The organism is Alloalcanivorax sp. C16-1, from assembly GCF_046507805.1.
GTDB lineage: Bacteria > Pseudomonadota > Gammaproteobacteria > Pseudomonadales > Alcanivoracaceae > Alloalcanivorax.
Genome location: NZ_JBKFTK010000001.1, coordinates 267,948 through 283,430 on the forward strand (window position 1 = coordinate 267,948; position 15,483 = coordinate 283,430).

Here is a 15,483-nt window from a genome sequence, read left to right on the forward strand (position 1 = left end):
CCGCTGCCCATGGGACTGAGTCGCTGGCTGCCCGCCGCCGGCTGGCTGTCCGGCTACCGGCGCGACGACGCCGCCGCCGACGGTCTGGCGGCGCTGATCGTTACCCTGATGCTGATTCCCCAGAGCCTGGCCTATGCGCTGCTCGCCGGGGTGCCGGCCCAGGTGGGGCTGTACGCCAGCATTCTGCCGCTGATCGCCTACGCCCTGTTCGGCTCCAGCCGCACCCTGGCGGTGGGCCCGGTGGCGGTGGTGTCGCTGATGACGGCGGCCGCCGCCGGTCAGGTCGCCGGCGGCGACGCCGACCGTTACCTGGCCGCCACCGTGGTGCTGGCGCTGATGTCCGGCGGGCTGCTGGTGGTGATGGGCGTGCTGCGCCTGGGCTGGATCGCCAATCTGCTCAGCCATTCGGTGATCAGCGGCTTTATCACCGCCTCCGGCCTGCTGATCGCCGCCAGTCAGCTCCGCCATCTGCTCGGCATCGACATGGGCGGCGACACCCTCTGGCAACTGGCGGTGTCCGGCGCCCGTCACCTGCACCAGACACACGCCCCCACGGTGCTGCTGGGCGGCGCCGCCATGCTGTTTCTGCTGTGGGCGCGGGGGCCGCTGAAGCGGCTTCTCGGGCGCACCGCCCTGCCGCCGTGGCTGGTGGATTTGCTGACCAAGGCCGGCCCGGTGGTGGCGGTGATCGCCACCACCCTCGCCGCCGGCCCCGGCGGCCTGGCGGAACACGGCGTGGCGGTGGTGGGACCGGTGCCCGGCGGGCTGCCGGTGCCGACCCTGCCGGCCTTTGACGCCGGCCTGTGGCGGGCGCTGTGGCTGCCGGCGGTACTGATCAGCCTGATCGGTTTCGTGGAATCGGTGTCGGTGGCCCAGACCCTGGCCGCCAAGCGTCGCCAGCGGGTGGACTCCAACGCCGAGCTGATCGGCCTGGGCGCCGCCAACCTGGCCTCCGGGGTGAGCGGCGGCATTCCGGTGACCGGCGGCTTCTCCCGCTCGGTGGTCAACTTCGACGCCGGCGCCCGCACGCCGCTGGCCGGTGTCTTCACCGCCGGCGGCATCGCCCTGACCGCCCTGTTTTTCACGCCCTGGTTCCAATACCTGCCCAAGGCCACCCTGGCCGCCACCATCATCGTGGCGGTGCTGACCCTGGTGGACCTGCCGGCGCTGGCGCGGGCCTGGCGTTACTCGAAGGCGGATTTCACCGCCATGCTGGTGACCCTGCTGGGGGTGCTGGCGGCGGGGGTGGAAGCCGGCGTGATCGCCGGGGTGGCGGCGGCCCTGGCCCTGCACCTGTGGCGCACCAGCCAGCCGCACATCGCGGAACTGGGCCAGATGCCCGGCACCGAGCACTTCCGCAATGTGCGCCGCCACCGGGTGATCACCTCGCCCCGGGTGCTGTCGATGCGTGTCGATGAATCGCTCTATTTCGCCAACGCCCGGCGCACCGAGGACGCCATCTACGACCGCGCCCTGCACTGCGACGGCCGCCGCCACGTGGTGCTGCTGTGCTCGGCCATCAACCACATCGACGCCAGCGCCCTGGACAGCCTGCAGGCCCTCAACCGCCGCCTGGCCGACGCCGGCGTGACCCTGCATCTCTCGGAAGTGAAAGGCCCGGTGATGGACCAGCTGCAGCGCAGCGATTTTCTCCAGCAGCTTACCGGGGAGGTGTTTCTCAGCCATTACCAGGCGCTGCAGGCGCTGGACGCCGAGACGACAAAAGGGGCCAGTTGAACGTTCAACTGGCTCTCAGAAATACCGGATCCGATACCAGACCAACGCCACCCACTCCCGCCAGATCACCGGCACCTCCGCCAGGGCGCCGGCGGAGGGCAGCCAGGCTTCCCGGGGCAGGGTCTCCACCGCCACCGGCGTGACCGTGAGGCCCTGGCGGCGGAAGCTGAGGGTGGCGCGGGGCAGGTGGGCGCGGTCGGTGACCAGCAGTACCGACTCGATGCCCTGGCGGCGCAGCAGCGGGGCGCTGTTGACCGCGTTTTCCCAGGTGCTGCGACTGCGCGGTTCGATCCACGTTCGTGCCTCGGGCCACAGCCGCCGGGCCTGGTCGGCCATCATCGCCGCCTCGGAATCGTCCGGGTCGCGGGGTGTGCGGTCCTCGGCGCCGCCGGTGAGCAGCAGCGGCAGGCCCAGTCGGCGGGCCTCCTCCACGCCGCGATGCAGGCGCCGCAGGCCGGCGGGGGTGAGCCGGTAGCCGTCGCCGTGGCGCTGGCGGCCGGCGCCGGGCACCACCACCACCGCCGGCGCCACCCCGGCGGGCGCCGCCGGCACCGGCGGATACAACTGGCGCACCATGGCCGGCAGAGTCGCCGCCACCAGCGCCACGCCCAGCACCACCGTGATCAACACCCCGCGCATCCGCTGTCTGCCCGCCTTCCGCTCATGTATCCTATGGGGCTTTCCAATCGCCACCCCGACTCATAGAGATCCGATGGACGCACAGTATCATCCCAAGCAGGTAGAAGATGAAGCCCAGCAGCACTGGGAAGAATCCGGCAGCTTCAAGGTCACCGAACAGCCCGGCAAGGAGAAGTTCTATTGCCTGAGCATGTTCCCCTACCCGTCCGGACGCCTGCACATGGGCCATGTGCGCAACTACACCATCGGTGACGTGATCAGCCGCTACCAGCGCATGCAGGGCAAGAACGTGCTGCAGCCCATGGGCTGGGACGCCTTCGGCCTGCCGGCGGAAAACGCGGCGGTGAAGAACAAGAGCGCCCCGGCCGCCTGGACCTACGAAAACATCGACTACATGAAGGGCCAGCTCAAACGCCTGGGCTTCGGCTACGACTGGAGCCGCGAGCTGGCCACCTGCACCCCGGAGTACTACCGCTGGGAGCAATGGTTCTTCACCAAGCTGTACGAGAAGGGCCTGGTCTACAAGAAGATGTCCACGGTGAACTGGGACCCGGTGGATCAGACCGTGCTGGCCAACGAGCAGGTCATCGACGGGCGCGGCTGGCGCTCCGGCGCCCTGGTGGAACGCAAGGACATCCCCCAGTGGTTCGTGAAGATCACCGCCTACGCGGATGAACTGCTGGAAGACCTGGACCAGCTGGACGGCTGGCCGGAACAGGTCAAGGCCATGCAGCGCAACTGGATCGGCCGTTCCGAGGGTGTGCAGCTGGACTTTGCATTAAAGGATGCGTTGAAGGACGGCGACCAGGCGCTGAGCGTCTACACCACCCGCCCGGACACCCTGATGGGCGTCAGCTATGTGGCGGTGGCCGCCCAGCACCCGGTGGCCCGCCAGGCCGCCGAGGGCAACCCGGGGATCGCCGCCTTTATCGAGGACTGCACCCACACCAAGGTGGCCGAGGCGGACCTGGCCACCATGGAGAAGAAGGGCATCTTCACCGGCCGCTTCGCGATCCATCCGATCAGTGGCGAGGAAGTGCCGGTGTGGATCGCCAACTTCGTGCTGATGGATTACGGCTCCGGCGCGGTGATGGCGGTGCCCGCCCATGACCAGCGCGATTTCGAATTCGCGCAAAAATACGACCTGCCGATCAAGCAGGTGATCGAGCCCGCCGGCGACGAGCCCATCGACCTGGCCACCGAGGCGTTCACCGCCAAGGGCAAACTGGTCAACAGCGGTAAGTTCGACGGGCTCAGCTCCGCCGACGCCTTCGACGCCATCGCCACCTGGCTGGCGGAACGGGGCCTGGGCGAAACCAAGGTCAACTATCGCCTGCGCGACTGGGGCGTATCCCGCCAGCGCTACTGGGGCGCGCCGATTCCCATGCTGACCCTGGAAGACGGCACCCAGGTGCCGGTGCCCGAGGACCAGTTGCCGGTGGTGCTGCCGGAAGACGTGGAAATGGACGGCGTCACCTCGCCGATCAAGGCCGATCCGGAGTGGGCGAAAACCGAATACAACGGCCAGCCCGCCACCCGCGAGACCGACACCTTCGACACCTTCATGGAATCGAGCTGGTACGCGGCGCGCTTTACCTGCCCGGACAACGACACCGCCATGCTCGACCCGCAACGCGCCAACTACTGGCTGCCGGTGGATCAGTACGTGGGCGGCATCGAGCATGCCATTCTGCATCTGCTGTATTCGCGCTTCTTCCACAAGCTGTTGCGCGACGCCGGGCTGGTGAACTCCGACGAGCCGTTCAAGCGCCTGCTGTGTCAGGGCATGGTGCTCAAGGACGGCGCCAAGATGTCCAAGTCCAAGGGCAACACCGTGGACCCGCAGGCGATGATCGAGGAATTCGGCGCCGACACCGTGCGCCTGTTCATGATGTTCGCCGCGCCGCCGGAGCAGTCCCTGGAGTGGAACGACGCCGGCGTGGAAGGCGCCCACCGCTTTATCAAGCGCCTGTGGCGACTGGTGGCCGAGCACGTCGAAGCCGGCACCCCGGCCCCGGCGACCCGGGATTTTTCCACCCTGGACGGCGACGGCAAGGCCCTGCGCCGCAAGACCCATGAAACCATCCAGAAGGTCAGCGACGACATCAGCCGCCGCTACACCTTCAACACCGCCATCGCCGCCGCCATGGAGCTGTGCAACGAGATCAGCCGCTTCCAGCCCGCCGACGACGCCGGCCGGGCGGCGGTGCAGGAGGCCCTGGAAGCGGCGGTGCTGCTGCTCTCGCCGATCATCCCCCATGCCGCGCACACTCTGTGGCGGGCCCTGGGGCACGATCAGGCGGCCATCGACGCGCCCTGGCCGACGGTGGACGAAAGCGCCCTGGTCAAGGACACCCTCGAACTGGTGGTGCAGGTCAACGGCAAGGTGCGCGCCAAGCTGGAGGTGCCCGCCGATGCCGATAAGGACACCCTGGAACAACTGGCCCGGGAAGAGCCCAATGTGCAGCGTTTCACCGAAGACAAAACGGTGCGCAAGGTGATCGTGATTCCCGGCAAACTCGTCAATATCGTGGCCAATTGATCATGTCCCTTCGTCCCGCGCTCGCCCTGCTGTTCGCCGCCCTGCTGCTGTCCGCCTGTTCCGGCTGGCAGCTGCGCGGGCAGACTTCCACGCCCGACTTCGAGAGCATCACCCTGCAGGGCGCCAGCGCGCGGCTGCGCTACACCCTGGAAGACCTGCTCGAACCCAATGGCGTGCTGGTGCACAACCAGTCCCCCTACGTGGTGAAAATCACCGACGAGGAATGGAACCAGCGCACCGCGGCGGTGGACGACCGGGGCCGCGCCGCCGAGCGCGAACTGCGCTACGAGATCACCTGGCAGCTGATCGACCGGGACACCGGCGCCATGCTCAACCCGCCGCGCCGGCTGACCGCGATCCGCAGCTTCGCCTACTCGCCGGACAACGTCACCGCCACCTCCGACGAAGAGGACCTGGTGCGCACCGATCTGATCGAGGACATCAGCTACCGGCTGATCAATCAGCTCGCCAACGCCTCGCGCAAAATCCAGGACTGAACCATGCGTCTGCGCGCGGAGCATCTGGCCAAGCACCTGCAGGGCGACCTGCTGCCGGTCTATCTGGTGGCCGGCGACGAACCGCTGCAGCAGGACGAAGCCCTGGATGCGCTGCGCGCCGCCGCCCGCGACCAGGGCTTCGATGAGCGCCATCGCTTCAGCGCCGACACCGGCATCGACTGGAACGCCCTGCGCAACGAGGCCCAGAGCCTGAGCCTGTTCGGCGGCCGCCGCATTCTCGAAGTGGTGCTTGGCGAAAAGCGGCCGGACAAGGCCGGCAGCCAGACCCTGCGCGATCTGCTTGACCCGCCCTCCCCGGACACCCTGCTGCTGATCCGCTGCTCCAAGCTGGACCGCCGCAAGGACTGGAACAGCGCCTGGGTGAAAGCGGTGGAAGGCAGCGGCGCGGTGCTGGAAATCTGGCCGGTGGAAGGCAAGCAACTGCAGCACTGGCTGCGCGACCGGCTGGCCGGCCGCGGCCTGGCCATCGACGACGACGCCCTGGAACTGCTGATCCAGCGCAGCGAGGGCAACCTGCTGGCCGCCGCCCAGGAAGTGGACAAGCTGGCCCTGCTCACCGAGGACGGCCGGGTCAACGCCGACACCGTGCAGCAGGCGGTGGGCGACTCCAGCCGCTACACCCCCTTCGACCTCACCGACGCCACCGGCCGTGGCGACGCGGAACGGGCCCTGCGCATTCTGCGCACCCTGCGCGCCGAAGGCGTGGAAGCGCCGGTGGTGCTGTGGGCCCTGGGCCGGGATATCCGCGCCCTGGACGCCCTGGTCACCGGCGGCCAGCCGCCGCGCCTGCCGCCGCAACGGCTGCGCGCCCTGGAAACCCGCGCCCGCCAGCTGCCGCCGCGCCAGTTGCACCGCGCCCAGGCCCTGGCGATCCGCGCCGACCAGGCGATCAAGGGCATGGGCCCCGGCGACCCCTGGCAATACCTGGCCGGCCTGATCCTGCGCCTGTGCGGCCGGCCGCTGCCCGCGATCCTGGAAAAATAGCCCACCAACCGGCCACGGAACCGGCCAGATTTTCTGCTCGAATCGCTCCCGGCCCGGGTAATCCGCCGCTCTCAGGGCATCGGGAAACCGGCCATTCCGGCGCCACCGATTGGCCCGCGCGGAGCCGGCGGCTTTGCTAGGGTCGCGGGAATGCCCCTTGCCGCGTGAAGCACCTTATGGTCCAACGTCTCGATACCTCCTCGATCAGCTTTACCGCCCTCTATACCGGTCAGGTGTGGGTGCGCCACGGCCTGTCCGAGCCCGGTTTCCGCACCCCCGCCGGGGCGCTGCTGTACGGCGCCATGACGCCCTTCGAGGCGGTGGGCAAGCGGCTGATGGGCGGCAATATCCGCACCTTTCTGCTGCAGCGTCATCATCTGATCGACGCGCGCCTGGAGGCGCTGATCGCCGATCACCCGGACCTGCAGATCGTGGAGATCGCCTGCGGGCTGAGCCCGCGCGGCAGCCGGCTGCGGGCCCGCCATCCCGGCATCGACTATGTGGAAGCGGACCTGCCGGACATGGCGCGGCGCAAGCAACGGCTGCTGGCCCGCCAGGGCGCCCTGGGCGAACGGCACCGGGTGGAGACCGTGAATATTCTGGTGCCCGACGGCGACCACAGCGTCGCCGCCCTGCTCCAGCGCCTGGACCCGGCGCGGCCGGTGGCGGTGGTCACCGAAGGGCTGATCAATTATTTCGATCTGGCCACCATCAGCCCGTTCTGGGCGCGGCTGGCGGACGCCTTGAAGGCGTTTCCGCGCGGCGTTTACCTCACCGACAACTACCCGCTGTACGCCAACATGCGCTTCCACCGCACCCTGAAGACCCTGGGCGGGCTGCTGGGCGCCCTGTCGCGCAGCAACGTGGCCTTCCATTTCGACTCCGACCGGGCCACCGAGGCGCACTTTCGGGAGCAGGGCTTCGCCGCGCTGACCGTGCACGACCCGGCGAATTACTACGACCGGCTGCCGATCCCACGCACCCGGGGCACACCCATGGTGCGCATCCTGGAGGCGGAGGCGGCCTGATTCCCGACGCCAGGGCTGTTTCGCGGCCCGCCCGGAACCCCGTATAATGCGCCTTTTCGTTTCCCGACAGGCGTTTCACATGGATATCCAGCAGTACATGGCCGACGTGGGCCGGCAGGCCCGCGCCGCCTCCCGGGCCATGGCCCGGGCCACCACCGGCGAGAAGAACGCCGCGCTCGGCGCCATCGCCGCCGCGCTGCGTGCCCATCGCAGTGCCATTCTCGATGCCAACCAGCGCGATCTGGCGCGGGGCCGCGACAATGGCCTGGACCCGGCCCTGCTGGACCGTCTGGAACTGACCCCGGCCCGCTTCGACGGCATGGTGGAGGGCCTGGAGCAGGTCAGCGCCCTGGCCGATCCGGTGGGCGCCATCACCGACCTGAACTTCCGCCCCAGCGGCATCCAGGTGGGCAAGATGCGCGTGCCCCTGGGCGTGATCGGCATCATCTATGAATCCCGGCCCAATGTGACCATCGACGCCGCCGCCCTGTGCCTGAAATCCGGCAACGCGGCGATTCTGCGCGGCGGTTCCGAGGCCATCGATTCCAACCAGGCGATCGCCGAGTGCCTGCGCGCCGGGCTGCGCGAAGCGGGCCTGCCGGAGACCGCGGTGCAGGTGATCGAAACCACCGACCGGGCCGCCGTGGGCGAGCTGATCCGCCATCCCGAGTTCGTGGACGTGATCGTGCCGCGCGGCGGCAAGAGCCTGATCGAGCGCATCAGCGCCGAGGCCCGGGTACCGGTGATCAAGCATCTGGACGGCAACTGCCATGTGTTCATCGATGCCGAGGCGGACCCGGGCAAGGCGGTAAAAGTGGCCTACAACGCCAAGACCCAGCGCTACGGCACCTGCAACACCCTGGAAACCCTGCTGGTGCACGCCGGCATCGCCGAGCGGGTGCTGCCGGAGCTGGCCGACCAGTACCGCCAGGCCGGCGTGGAACTGCGCGGCTGCGCGCGGGTGCGCAAACTGCTCGGCGACGACGTGGCCGAGGCCACCGACACCGACTGGGAAGAGGAATACCTGGCGCCGGTGCTGGCGATCAAAATAGTGGATGACCTGGACCAGGCCCTGGACCATATCCATCGCTACAGCTCCGGGCACACCGAGTCGATCATCACCGAGAACTACAGCCACGCCCGCCGCTTCCTGGCGGAGGTGGACTCCAGCTCGGTGATGGTGAACGCCTCCACCCGCTTCGCCGACGGCTTCGAATACGGCCTGGGCGCGGAGATCGGCATTTCCACCGACAAGCTGCACGCCCGGGGCCCGGTGGGCCTGGAAGGGCTCACCAGCCAGAAGTGGGTGGTATTCGGCGACGGCCATGTGCGCCAATAGCAGGGGCCGGTTCTGAAACCCTTGATCCTGTTCGGCGGCACCTTCGACCCGATTCACCGGGCCCATGTGCGTGCCGCCCTGGCGGTATCCCGGGCCCTGGGCGACGCGCCGGTGCACCTGCTGCCCAACGCGGTGCCGCCGCACCGGGCCCAGCCCCAGGCCAGCGGCGCCCAGCGCCTGGCCATGGTGCGCCAGGCCTGCGCCGGCTATCCGCAGTTGATCGCCGACGACTGGGAGCTGCGCGAACGGGGCGGCGCGCCCTCCTTTACCCTGAACACCCTGAAGCATTTCCGGCGCCTGATCGGCCGGCGGCCGCTGGTGTTCGTGGTCGGCGCCGACAGCTTCGCCCATCTGGACCGCTGGCATCGCTGGCGGGAATACGCCGCCCTCTGCCATCTGGCGGTGGTGCCGCGCCCCGGCGCGGCGTCGGCGCCGCTGCGGGTGCAGCGCGCCTTTCCCCGCGCCGGCGGCCGGCTGCTGCGCGCCCGCCCGGCGGGACGCCGGCTGATGCTGGCGCGGCCGGTGCTGGACGTGGCTGCCAGCGATATTCGGGAAACCCTGCGCGCCCAGGGCGACAGCCCGCTGCTGACCCCGGCGGTGCGCGCCCATATCCATCGCCATGGGCTGTATAATCAGTCCGTTCATCGCGGCAACGCCGCCGACAATTCCGTGCACGCACTCAACGAGGCCCCATGAGTTCCCAACCCCCTTTGCTGGATCTGGTGCTCGACGCCCTGGAAGAAATGAAAGCCAAGAACGTAGCCAGCCTGGACGTGCGCGCCATGACCAGCGTGGCCGATGACATGGTGATCGCCAGCGGCACCTCCAGCCGCCACGTCAAGGCGATGGCCGACAACGTGATGGAAAAGGCCAAGCAGGCCGGCTACTCGCCGCTGGGCACCGAAGGCGAGCGCGGCGCGGAATGGATCCTGGTGGATCTGGGCGACGTGATCGTGCATCTGATGCTGCCCGCCACCCGCGAGTTCTACGACCTGGAGCGGCTCTGGAAGACCCCGGACCATCATCCGGACCGCGACCAGCGCGACCAGTGAAGCCGACGGGCCGCACCGGTGCGGCCCGTCGCCACGTCATCGTTGCCGGGTTACCCACCCGTGTCCGAGCCAGTGTCTGGGAGAGACTCGCCTTGCGCATCCACCTTCTCGCCATCGGCACCAAAATGCCCGCCTGGGTCAACGACGGCTTCCGCGAGTACCAGAAACGGATGCCGCCGGACATGCGCCTGGAACTTGAGGAGATTCCGTTGCCTAAGCGTTCCAGGGGCGACACCGCCGCGCTGGTGCGGGCGGAAGGCGAAGCGCTGGAAAAACGGCTGGAAAAACACCCCGCCGCCCACCGCGTGGCCCTGGAGGTCACCGGCCGCGCCCTGGATACGCCCGGGCTGAGCGAAAAACTGGTCACCCTGCGCGATCTGGGTCAGGATCTGGCGATTCTGGTGGGCGGGCCGGACGGGCTCTGCCCGCGGGTGTCCGCCGCCGCCCATGAACGCTGGTCCCTGTCGTCGCTGACCCTGCCGCACCCGCTGGTGCGGGTGCTGCTGGCCGAGCAGCTGTACCGGGGCTGGACGCTGCTGGCGGGCCATCCTTATCACCGCTAACGATTCAAACAACGGGCATCCATGCGCCGACCACTGACCCTCAAGGACCATCACCACGAGCAGCGGATCTTCAGCTTCCGCCTGCTGGTGGCCGCCTTTCTGGTGGTCGCCCTGTCGCTGGTGCTGGTGGGGCGCATGGCCTGGCTGCAGATCTCGCAGCACAGCCGCTATACCACGCTGAGCGACGAGAACCGGGTGCAGACCCAGGCGGTGCCGCCGCCGCGCGGCCTGATCACCGACCGCAATGGCGAGATTCTGGCCGCCAACCGGCCGGACTTCGCGGTGGAACTGATCATCGAACAGGTCCCCGATCTGGAGGCCACCCTGACCCGCATCGGCGAGCTGGTGACCCTGGCGCCGGACGATATGGAACGCTTCCGGCGGCGCCTGGCCAGCCCGCGCCGGCCCTGGGACCCGATTCCCCTGCGCGGCCGTCTCAGCGAAGAAGAAATCGCCCGCCTGACCGTCAACCAGCACCGCCTGCCCGGGGTGCGGGTGGCCGCCAACCTGGTGCGTCATTATCCCCACGGCAAGCTGTTCTCCCATGTGCTCGGCTATGTGAACCGGCTCAACGTGGAGGACCTGGACGCCATGACGCTCACCGAGCAGTCCAACTATGCCGGCACCCATTACTACGGGCGCACCGGCATCGAGCGCTATTACGAGCAGCGCCTGCACGGCAAGGTGGGCTACCGCCAGGTGGAGACCAACGCCCGGGGCCGGATTCTGCGGGTTCTGGAGGAGCAGCCGCCGGAGCCCGGCCAGAACCTGCGCCTGACCCTGGACATGAAGGTGCAGCGGGCCGCCTACGACGCCCTCGGCGACCGCCGGGGCGCGGTGGTGGCCATCGACCCCCGGGACGGCAGCGTGCTGGCCTTCGTCAGCCGGCCGGGCTTCGAGCCCAACCTGTTCGTCAACGGCATCTCCCACCAGGACTACGCCCGCTACCGGGAAGACCACGACAACCCGCTGTTCAACCGCGCCCTGCAGGGCCGCTACCCGCCCGGTTCCACGGTGAAACCCTTTATCGGCCTGGCCGGCCTGGATGCCGGCGTCACCGACTGGCAGCGCACCATTTTCGATCCCGGCTACTACCAGCTGGAGGACAACCCGCACCGCTACCGGGACTGGAAGCGCTGGGGCCACGGCTGGGTGGACATGACCAAGGCGGTGGTGGAGTCCTGCGACACCTATTTCTACGACCTGGGCTTCAAGCTGGGCATCGCCCGCATGCACGACTTCCTGTCCGACTTCTCCCTGGGCCAGCCCACCGGCATCGATCTGCTCAATGAGTCCGCCGGCCTGCTGCCGTCCAAGGAATGGAAGCGCGCCGCCCGGGGCACGCCCTGGTTCCACGGTGATACCATCAACGCCAGCATCGGCCAGGGCTTCGTGCTGACCACGCCGTTGCAACTGGCCACCGCCACCGCCATCCTCGCCCACCAGGGCAAGCAGGTGACGCCCACCCTGGCCGCCGACGAACTGCGCCCGCCGCCGCGCCCGGACATCCAGCTCAACGACGACCGGGACTGGTTGCGCATGGAACACGCCATGGAGGAAGTGGTGCACGGCAACCACGGCACCGCCCGGGTGATGGCCAAGGACGCGCCCTATCGGATGGGCGCCAAGAGCGGCACCTCCCAGGTGTTCTCGGTGGGCCAGGAAGAAACCTACAACGAGGACGAGCTGGCCGAGCGCCTGCTCGACCATGCCCTGCTGATCAGCTTCGCGCCGGTGGACCACCCGGCCATCGCCGTGGCGGTGCTGGTGGAGAACGGCCGCCACGGCGGCTCCACCGCCGGCCCGGTGGCGCGCCAGGTGATGGACGCCTGGCTGCTCAACGACCAGGGCGAACTGGACGTGCCGGCGCCCCTGACGCGGGCGCCCACCGCTGGAGAGACCGCGCCATGAGCGTACGGGAATACCTGCGACAAATGCCCGGCCAGGGCGTGACCCTGGGCAACGGCCTGAGCGCCCGCCTGCATCTGGACGCGCCGCTGCTGGCGGCACTGATGCTGCTGGCCCTGGGCGGCCTGACGGTGCTCTACAGCGCCGGCGGCGGCAGTCTCGATCTGGTGGCGCGCCAGGCCATGCGCATCGCCGCCGGCGCGGCCTTGATGGTGGTGGTGGCGCAGATTCCGCCACGCAGCTTCCGGTTCTGGGCGCCGGTGGTCTACGCCATCGGCGTGGTGATGCTGATCCTGGTGGTGGTGATCGGTTTCGAGGCCAAGGGCGCCGCCCGCTGGCTGTACATCCCCGGCATCGGCCGCTTCCAACCGGCGGAGATCATGAAACTGGCGGTGCCGGCCATGGTCGCCTGGTTCTTCAGCGAGCGGAATCTGCCGCCCCGTCTGCTCGACGTGCTGATCGCCCTGGCACTGATTTTTCTGCCGGTGGTGCTGATCGCCGTGCAGCCGGACCTGGGCACCTCGATCCTGATCGCCGCCGCCGGCCTGGTGGTGCTGTTCGTGGCCGGCCTGTCCTGGCGGCTGATCGGGCTGGCGGTGGTGGTGTTGCTGGTGGCGGCGCCGCTGATGTATTTCTTCGTGCTGCACGACTACCAGCGCAGCCGGGTGGACACCTTCCTGAACCCGGAGGCGGACCCGCGGGGCGCCGGCTGGAACATCATCCAGTCGAAAACCGCCATCGGCTCCGGCGGCGTCACCGGCAAGGGCTGGCTGGACGGCACCCAGTCCCATCTGGATTTTCTGCCGGAGTCGTCCACCGACTTCATCCTGGCGGTATTGGGCGAGGAATTCGGGCTGGCCGGCTTCGTGCTGCTGATGATCGTCTACCTGGTGATCGTCGGGCGTGGCTTCTTTATCAGCTGGCAGGCCCAGGAGACCTTCTCGAGGCTGCTGGCGGCGGCGCTGACCATGACCTTTTTTATTTATATTTTTGTGAACGTCGGGATGGTGTCCGGACTCTTACCGGTGGTGGGGGTACCCTTGCCGCTGGTCAGCTATGGCGGCACGTCCATCGTTACCCTGATGGCCAGTTTCGGCATGCTCATGTCCATGCATACCCATCGCCGACTGATGAGTTACTGACAAGGATTTCCGAGGAGAACCACGTGAAAAAAACCGGGCTGCTGTTCGCCGTCTGTGCCGCCCTGGCCGGTCCCGCTCCGGCTTGGGCCGAAACCGCCAATTACGCCGAGCATCCGGAGGCCAAGGAGGTGCTGAAGGCGGTGCGCGAAAACGGCCTCGACGAAGACCGGGTGCGCCAGCTGCTGGCCGACGCCAAGCGCAAGGACAGCATTCTGGAGGCCATTGCCCGGCCGGCGGAACGGACCCTGACCTGGGCCGAGTACAGCCGCATCTTCCTGCAGGAAGACCGGGTGCGCCAGGGCGTGGCGTTCGCCGAGGAACACGCCGAGGCCCTGGACCGGGCCGAGCGCGAGTACCAGATTCCCCGCGAGATCATCCTGGCCATCATCGGCGTGGAAACCCGCTATGGGCGCCACAAGGGCAGCTACCGGGTGCTCGACGCCCTCACCACCCTGGGCTTCGACTATCCGCCCCGGGGCGCCTTTTTCCGCAAGCAGCTGATCGCGCTGTTCAAAATGGAGCGCGACGCGCACATCGACGCCGGCACCATCACCGGCTCCTACGCCGGCGCCATGGGCTTCCCGCAGTTCATTCCCACCAGCTATGAAGCCTATGCGGTGGACTTCGACGGCGACGGCGTCATCGATCTGGTCAACAGCCCGGTGGACGCCATCGGCAGCGTCGCCAACTACTTCAAACAGCACCGCTGGCAGCCCGGCCTGCCGGTGGCGGCGCGGGCCCGGGTGGACGGCGACGGCTACGTGAAAATGGCCGAAGCGGGCTACAAACCGTCCTTTACCCTGGAACAGGCCCGGAAAAACGGCGTAGTGGCACTGTCCTGCGGCGATGATAGGCTGAGCAGCCAGTACTGCTTCGACACGTCGGATCAGGGACTGCCCGGCACCCAGCCGGTGGCGGTGCTCGACCTGACCGGCGAGGACGGCCATGAATTCTGGCTGGCCACCGACAATTTCTATGTGATCACCCGCTACAACCACAGCGAGCTTTATGCCATGGCCGTGTTGCAGCTTTCCCATCGCATCGCCGACGCCCTGAAGGACGCCCGGCCGTGATGCGACCGTTACTGATTCTGACCGTCTCCCTGGCGCTGGGCGCCTGCGCCACCGCCCCCGGGCCGGGCCCGGACACCGGCAGCGGCACGCCGCCGCCGGCTTCCAAGCCGGACCGGTCGGCGGCCGGGGCGCCGGGCTCCGACCGCTACAAACACAACGTGGACGCCGGCCCGGACGAGCGCCGGGACGTCAGCGCCCAGCCGGAGCCGGTGCCCAAGGTGGAACCGCGCAGCGCCTACGGCAACCCGGACACCTACACGGTGTGGGGCCAGACCTACCAGGTGCTGCCCACCGCCGAGGGCTACCATGAGGAGGGCCTGGCGTCCTGGTACGGCCGCAAATTCCACGGCTACCGGACCTCCAGCGGCGAAGCCTTCGATATGTACCGCTTCACCGCCGCCCACCGCACCCTGCCGCTGCCCACCTACGCCCGGGTGACCAACCTGGACAACGGCAAAAGCCTGGTGGTGCGGGTCAATGACCGCGGCCCCTTCCACTCCGACCGCATCATCGACCTGTCCTGGGCCGCCGCCGTGCGCCTGGGCATCGAGCAGAACGGCACCGGCCGGGTGCGGGTGGAGGCGCTGACCGCCAACAACGACCCGACGCCCAACAAAAGCGACGGCCGCGTGCCCACCGCGGTGCGCGCCGCCGTGGACAGCCCGCCGCCGGCCACCGCCAGTGCCACCACCCCCACCGCCGCTGGCGGCGACCTGTACCTGCAGGCCGGCGCCTTCCAGGGACTGGACGGCGCCCGCGCCCTGGAAAAGCGCCTGCGTGAGCAGCTGCGCCTGCCGGTGTCGGTACGCCAGCCGGCCTCGGGCAATCTCTACAAAGTGTGGCTGGGCCCGTTCGCCAGCAACGAGGACCGCGATCGCGCCCGCCACACCGTGACCCAGGCCGGCTTCGCCGCGCCCATCTCCGTGAACCCCTGATCCGCCCGGAAGCGAAAAACACC

14 protein-coding genes are annotated in these 15,483 nt (G+C 68.7%); 13 read left to right on the plus strand and 1 reads right to left on the minus strand.

Features of this window, described 5'->3' with window-relative positions:
- Positions 1–9: 9 nt before the first annotated feature.
- Entirely contained in the window at positions 10–1,737 is a 1,728-nt protein-coding gene (locus ACLD0W_RS01355; protein WP_410305724.1) for a SulP family inorganic anion transporter, read from the plus strand.
- A gap of 15 nt (positions 1,738–1,752) precedes the next feature.
- Here ACLD0W_RS01355 and ACLD0W_RS01360 read toward each other — a convergent pair whose 3' ends face one another.
- On the minus strand, positions 1,753–2,376 hold the full coding sequence (locus tag ACLD0W_RS01360; RefSeq protein ID WP_410305725.1) for a YdcF family protein: 624 nt from the start codon (positions 2,374–2,376) through the stop codon (positions 1,753–1,755).
- A 73-nt stretch (positions 2,377–2,449) separates the two neighbouring features.
- On the opposite strand from ACLD0W_RS01360, the gene leuS reads away from it, so the two are divergent.
- The 12 genes from leuS to ACLD0W_RS01420 all read left to right on the plus strand — a co-directional run bounded on the left by leuS (position 2,450) and on the right by ACLD0W_RS01420 (position 15,460).
- Positions 2,450–4,918 (plus strand): leucine--tRNA ligase, encoded by a 2,469-nt coding sequence (gene leuS / locus ACLD0W_RS01365; protein WP_410305726.1) that lies wholly within the window; start codon positions 2,450–2,452, stop codon positions 4,916–4,918.
- 2 nt (positions 4,919–4,920) lie between these two features.
- Positions 4,921–5,415 carry an LPS assembly lipoprotein LptE gene (gene lptE, locus ACLD0W_RS01370; RefSeq protein WP_410305727.1) on the plus strand — a complete coding sequence of 165 codons (495 nt, stop codon included), beginning with the start codon at positions 4,921–4,923 and terminating at the stop codon, positions 5,413–5,415.
- A gap of 3 nt (positions 5,416–5,418) precedes the next feature.
- Positions 5,419–6,420, plus strand: a complete 1,002-nt coding sequence (gene holA, locus ACLD0W_RS01375; protein ID WP_410305728.1) for a DNA polymerase III subunit delta — start codon at positions 5,419–5,421, stop codon at positions 6,418–6,420.
- Between the two features lie 176 nt (positions 6,421–6,596).
- The gene (locus ACLD0W_RS01380; protein ID WP_410305729.1) at positions 6,597–7,448 is read left to right on the plus strand and encodes a class I SAM-dependent methyltransferase; all 852 of its coding nucleotides are present in this window, start codon (positions 6,597–6,599) and stop codon (positions 7,446–7,448) included.
- 79 nt (positions 7,449–7,527) lie between these two features.
- Positions 7,528–8,787, plus strand: a complete 1,260-nt coding sequence (locus ACLD0W_RS01385; RefSeq protein WP_410305730.1) for a glutamate-5-semialdehyde dehydrogenase — start codon at positions 7,528–7,530, stop codon at positions 8,785–8,787.
- A 21-nt stretch (positions 8,788–8,808) separates the two neighbouring features.
- Positions 8,809–9,483, plus strand: a complete 675-nt coding sequence (gene nadD / locus ACLD0W_RS01390; protein ID WP_410305731.1) for a nicotinate-nucleotide adenylyltransferase — start codon at positions 8,809–8,811, stop codon at positions 9,481–9,483.
- The gene (gene rsfS / locus ACLD0W_RS01395; protein WP_138772871.1) at positions 9,480–9,839 is read left to right on the plus strand and encodes a ribosome silencing factor; all 360 of its coding nucleotides are present in this window, start codon (positions 9,480–9,482) and stop codon (positions 9,837–9,839) included. Before nadD ends, rsfS begins: the two co-directional genes overlap by 4 nt.
- Positions 9,840–9,931: 92 nt before the next feature.
- The gene (gene rlmH, locus ACLD0W_RS01400) at positions 9,932–10,402 is read left to right on the plus strand and encodes a 23S rRNA (pseudouridine(1915)-N(3))-methyltransferase RlmH (protein ID WP_410305732.1); all 471 of its coding nucleotides are present in this window, start codon (positions 9,932–9,934) and stop codon (positions 10,400–10,402) included.
- Between the two features lie 21 nt (positions 10,403–10,423).
- Entirely contained in the window at positions 10,424–12,313 is a 1,890-nt protein-coding gene (mrdA, locus tag ACLD0W_RS01405) for a penicillin-binding protein 2 (protein ID WP_410305733.1), read from the plus strand.
- Complete coding sequence (gene rodA, locus ACLD0W_RS01410; RefSeq protein ID WP_410305734.1) at positions 12,310–13,452, plus strand: rod shape-determining protein RodA; 1,143 nt, start codon at positions 12,310–12,312, stop codon at positions 13,450–13,452. The genes mrdA and rodA overlap by 4 nt, the downstream gene beginning before the upstream one ends.
- 23 nt (positions 13,453–13,475) lie before the next feature.
- Positions 13,476–14,525: a lytic murein transglycosylase B gene (gene mltB / locus ACLD0W_RS01415; RefSeq protein WP_410305735.1), complete on the plus strand. Its 1,050-nt coding sequence runs from the start codon at positions 13,476–13,478 to the stop codon at positions 14,523–14,525.
- On the plus strand, positions 14,525–15,460 hold the full coding sequence (locus ACLD0W_RS01420) for a septal ring lytic transglycosylase RlpA family protein (RefSeq protein ID WP_410306793.1): 936 nt from the start codon (positions 14,525–14,527) through the stop codon (positions 15,458–15,460). Before mltB ends, ACLD0W_RS01420 begins: the two co-directional genes overlap by 1 nt.
- Positions 15,461–15,483: the final 23 nt, after the last annotated feature.

Coding starts and splice junctions, on each gene's coding strand:
- ACLD0W_RS01355 (WP_410305724.1), top strand. CDS start 10: ATGGGACTGAGTCGCTGGCTGCCCGCCGCCGGCTGGCTGTCCGGCTAC.
- ACLD0W_RS01360 (WP_410305725.1), bottom strand. CDS start 2,376: ATGCGCGGGGTGTTGATCACGGTGGTGCTGGGCGTGGCGCTGGTGGCG.
- leuS (WP_410305726.1), top strand. CDS start 2,450: ATGGACGCACAGTATCATCCCAAGCAGGTAGAAGATGAAGCCCAGCAG.
- lptE (WP_410305727.1), top strand. CDS start 4,921: ATGTCCCTTCGTCCCGCGCTCGCCCTGCTGTTCGCCGCCCTGCTGCTG.
- holA (WP_410305728.1), top strand. CDS start 5,419: ATGCGTCTGCGCGCGGAGCATCTGGCCAAGCACCTGCAGGGCGACCTG.
- ACLD0W_RS01380 (WP_410305729.1), top strand. CDS start 6,597: ATGGTCCAACGTCTCGATACCTCCTCGATCAGCTTTACCGCCCTCTAT.
- ACLD0W_RS01385 (WP_410305730.1), top strand. CDS start 7,528: ATGGATATCCAGCAGTACATGGCCGACGTGGGCCGGCAGGCCCGCGCC.
- rsfS (WP_138772871.1), top strand. CDS start 9,480: ATGAGTTCCCAACCCCCTTTGCTGGATCTGGTGCTCGACGCCCTGGAA.
- mrdA (WP_410305733.1), top strand. CDS start 10,424: ATGCGCCGACCACTGACCCTCAAGGACCATCACCACGAGCAGCGGATC.
- rodA (WP_410305734.1), top strand. CDS start 12,310: ATGAGCGTACGGGAATACCTGCGACAAATGCCCGGCCAGGGCGTGACC.
- ACLD0W_RS01420 (WP_410306793.1), top strand. CDS start 14,525: ATGCGACCGTTACTGATTCTGACCGTCTCCCTGGCGCTGGGCGCCTGC.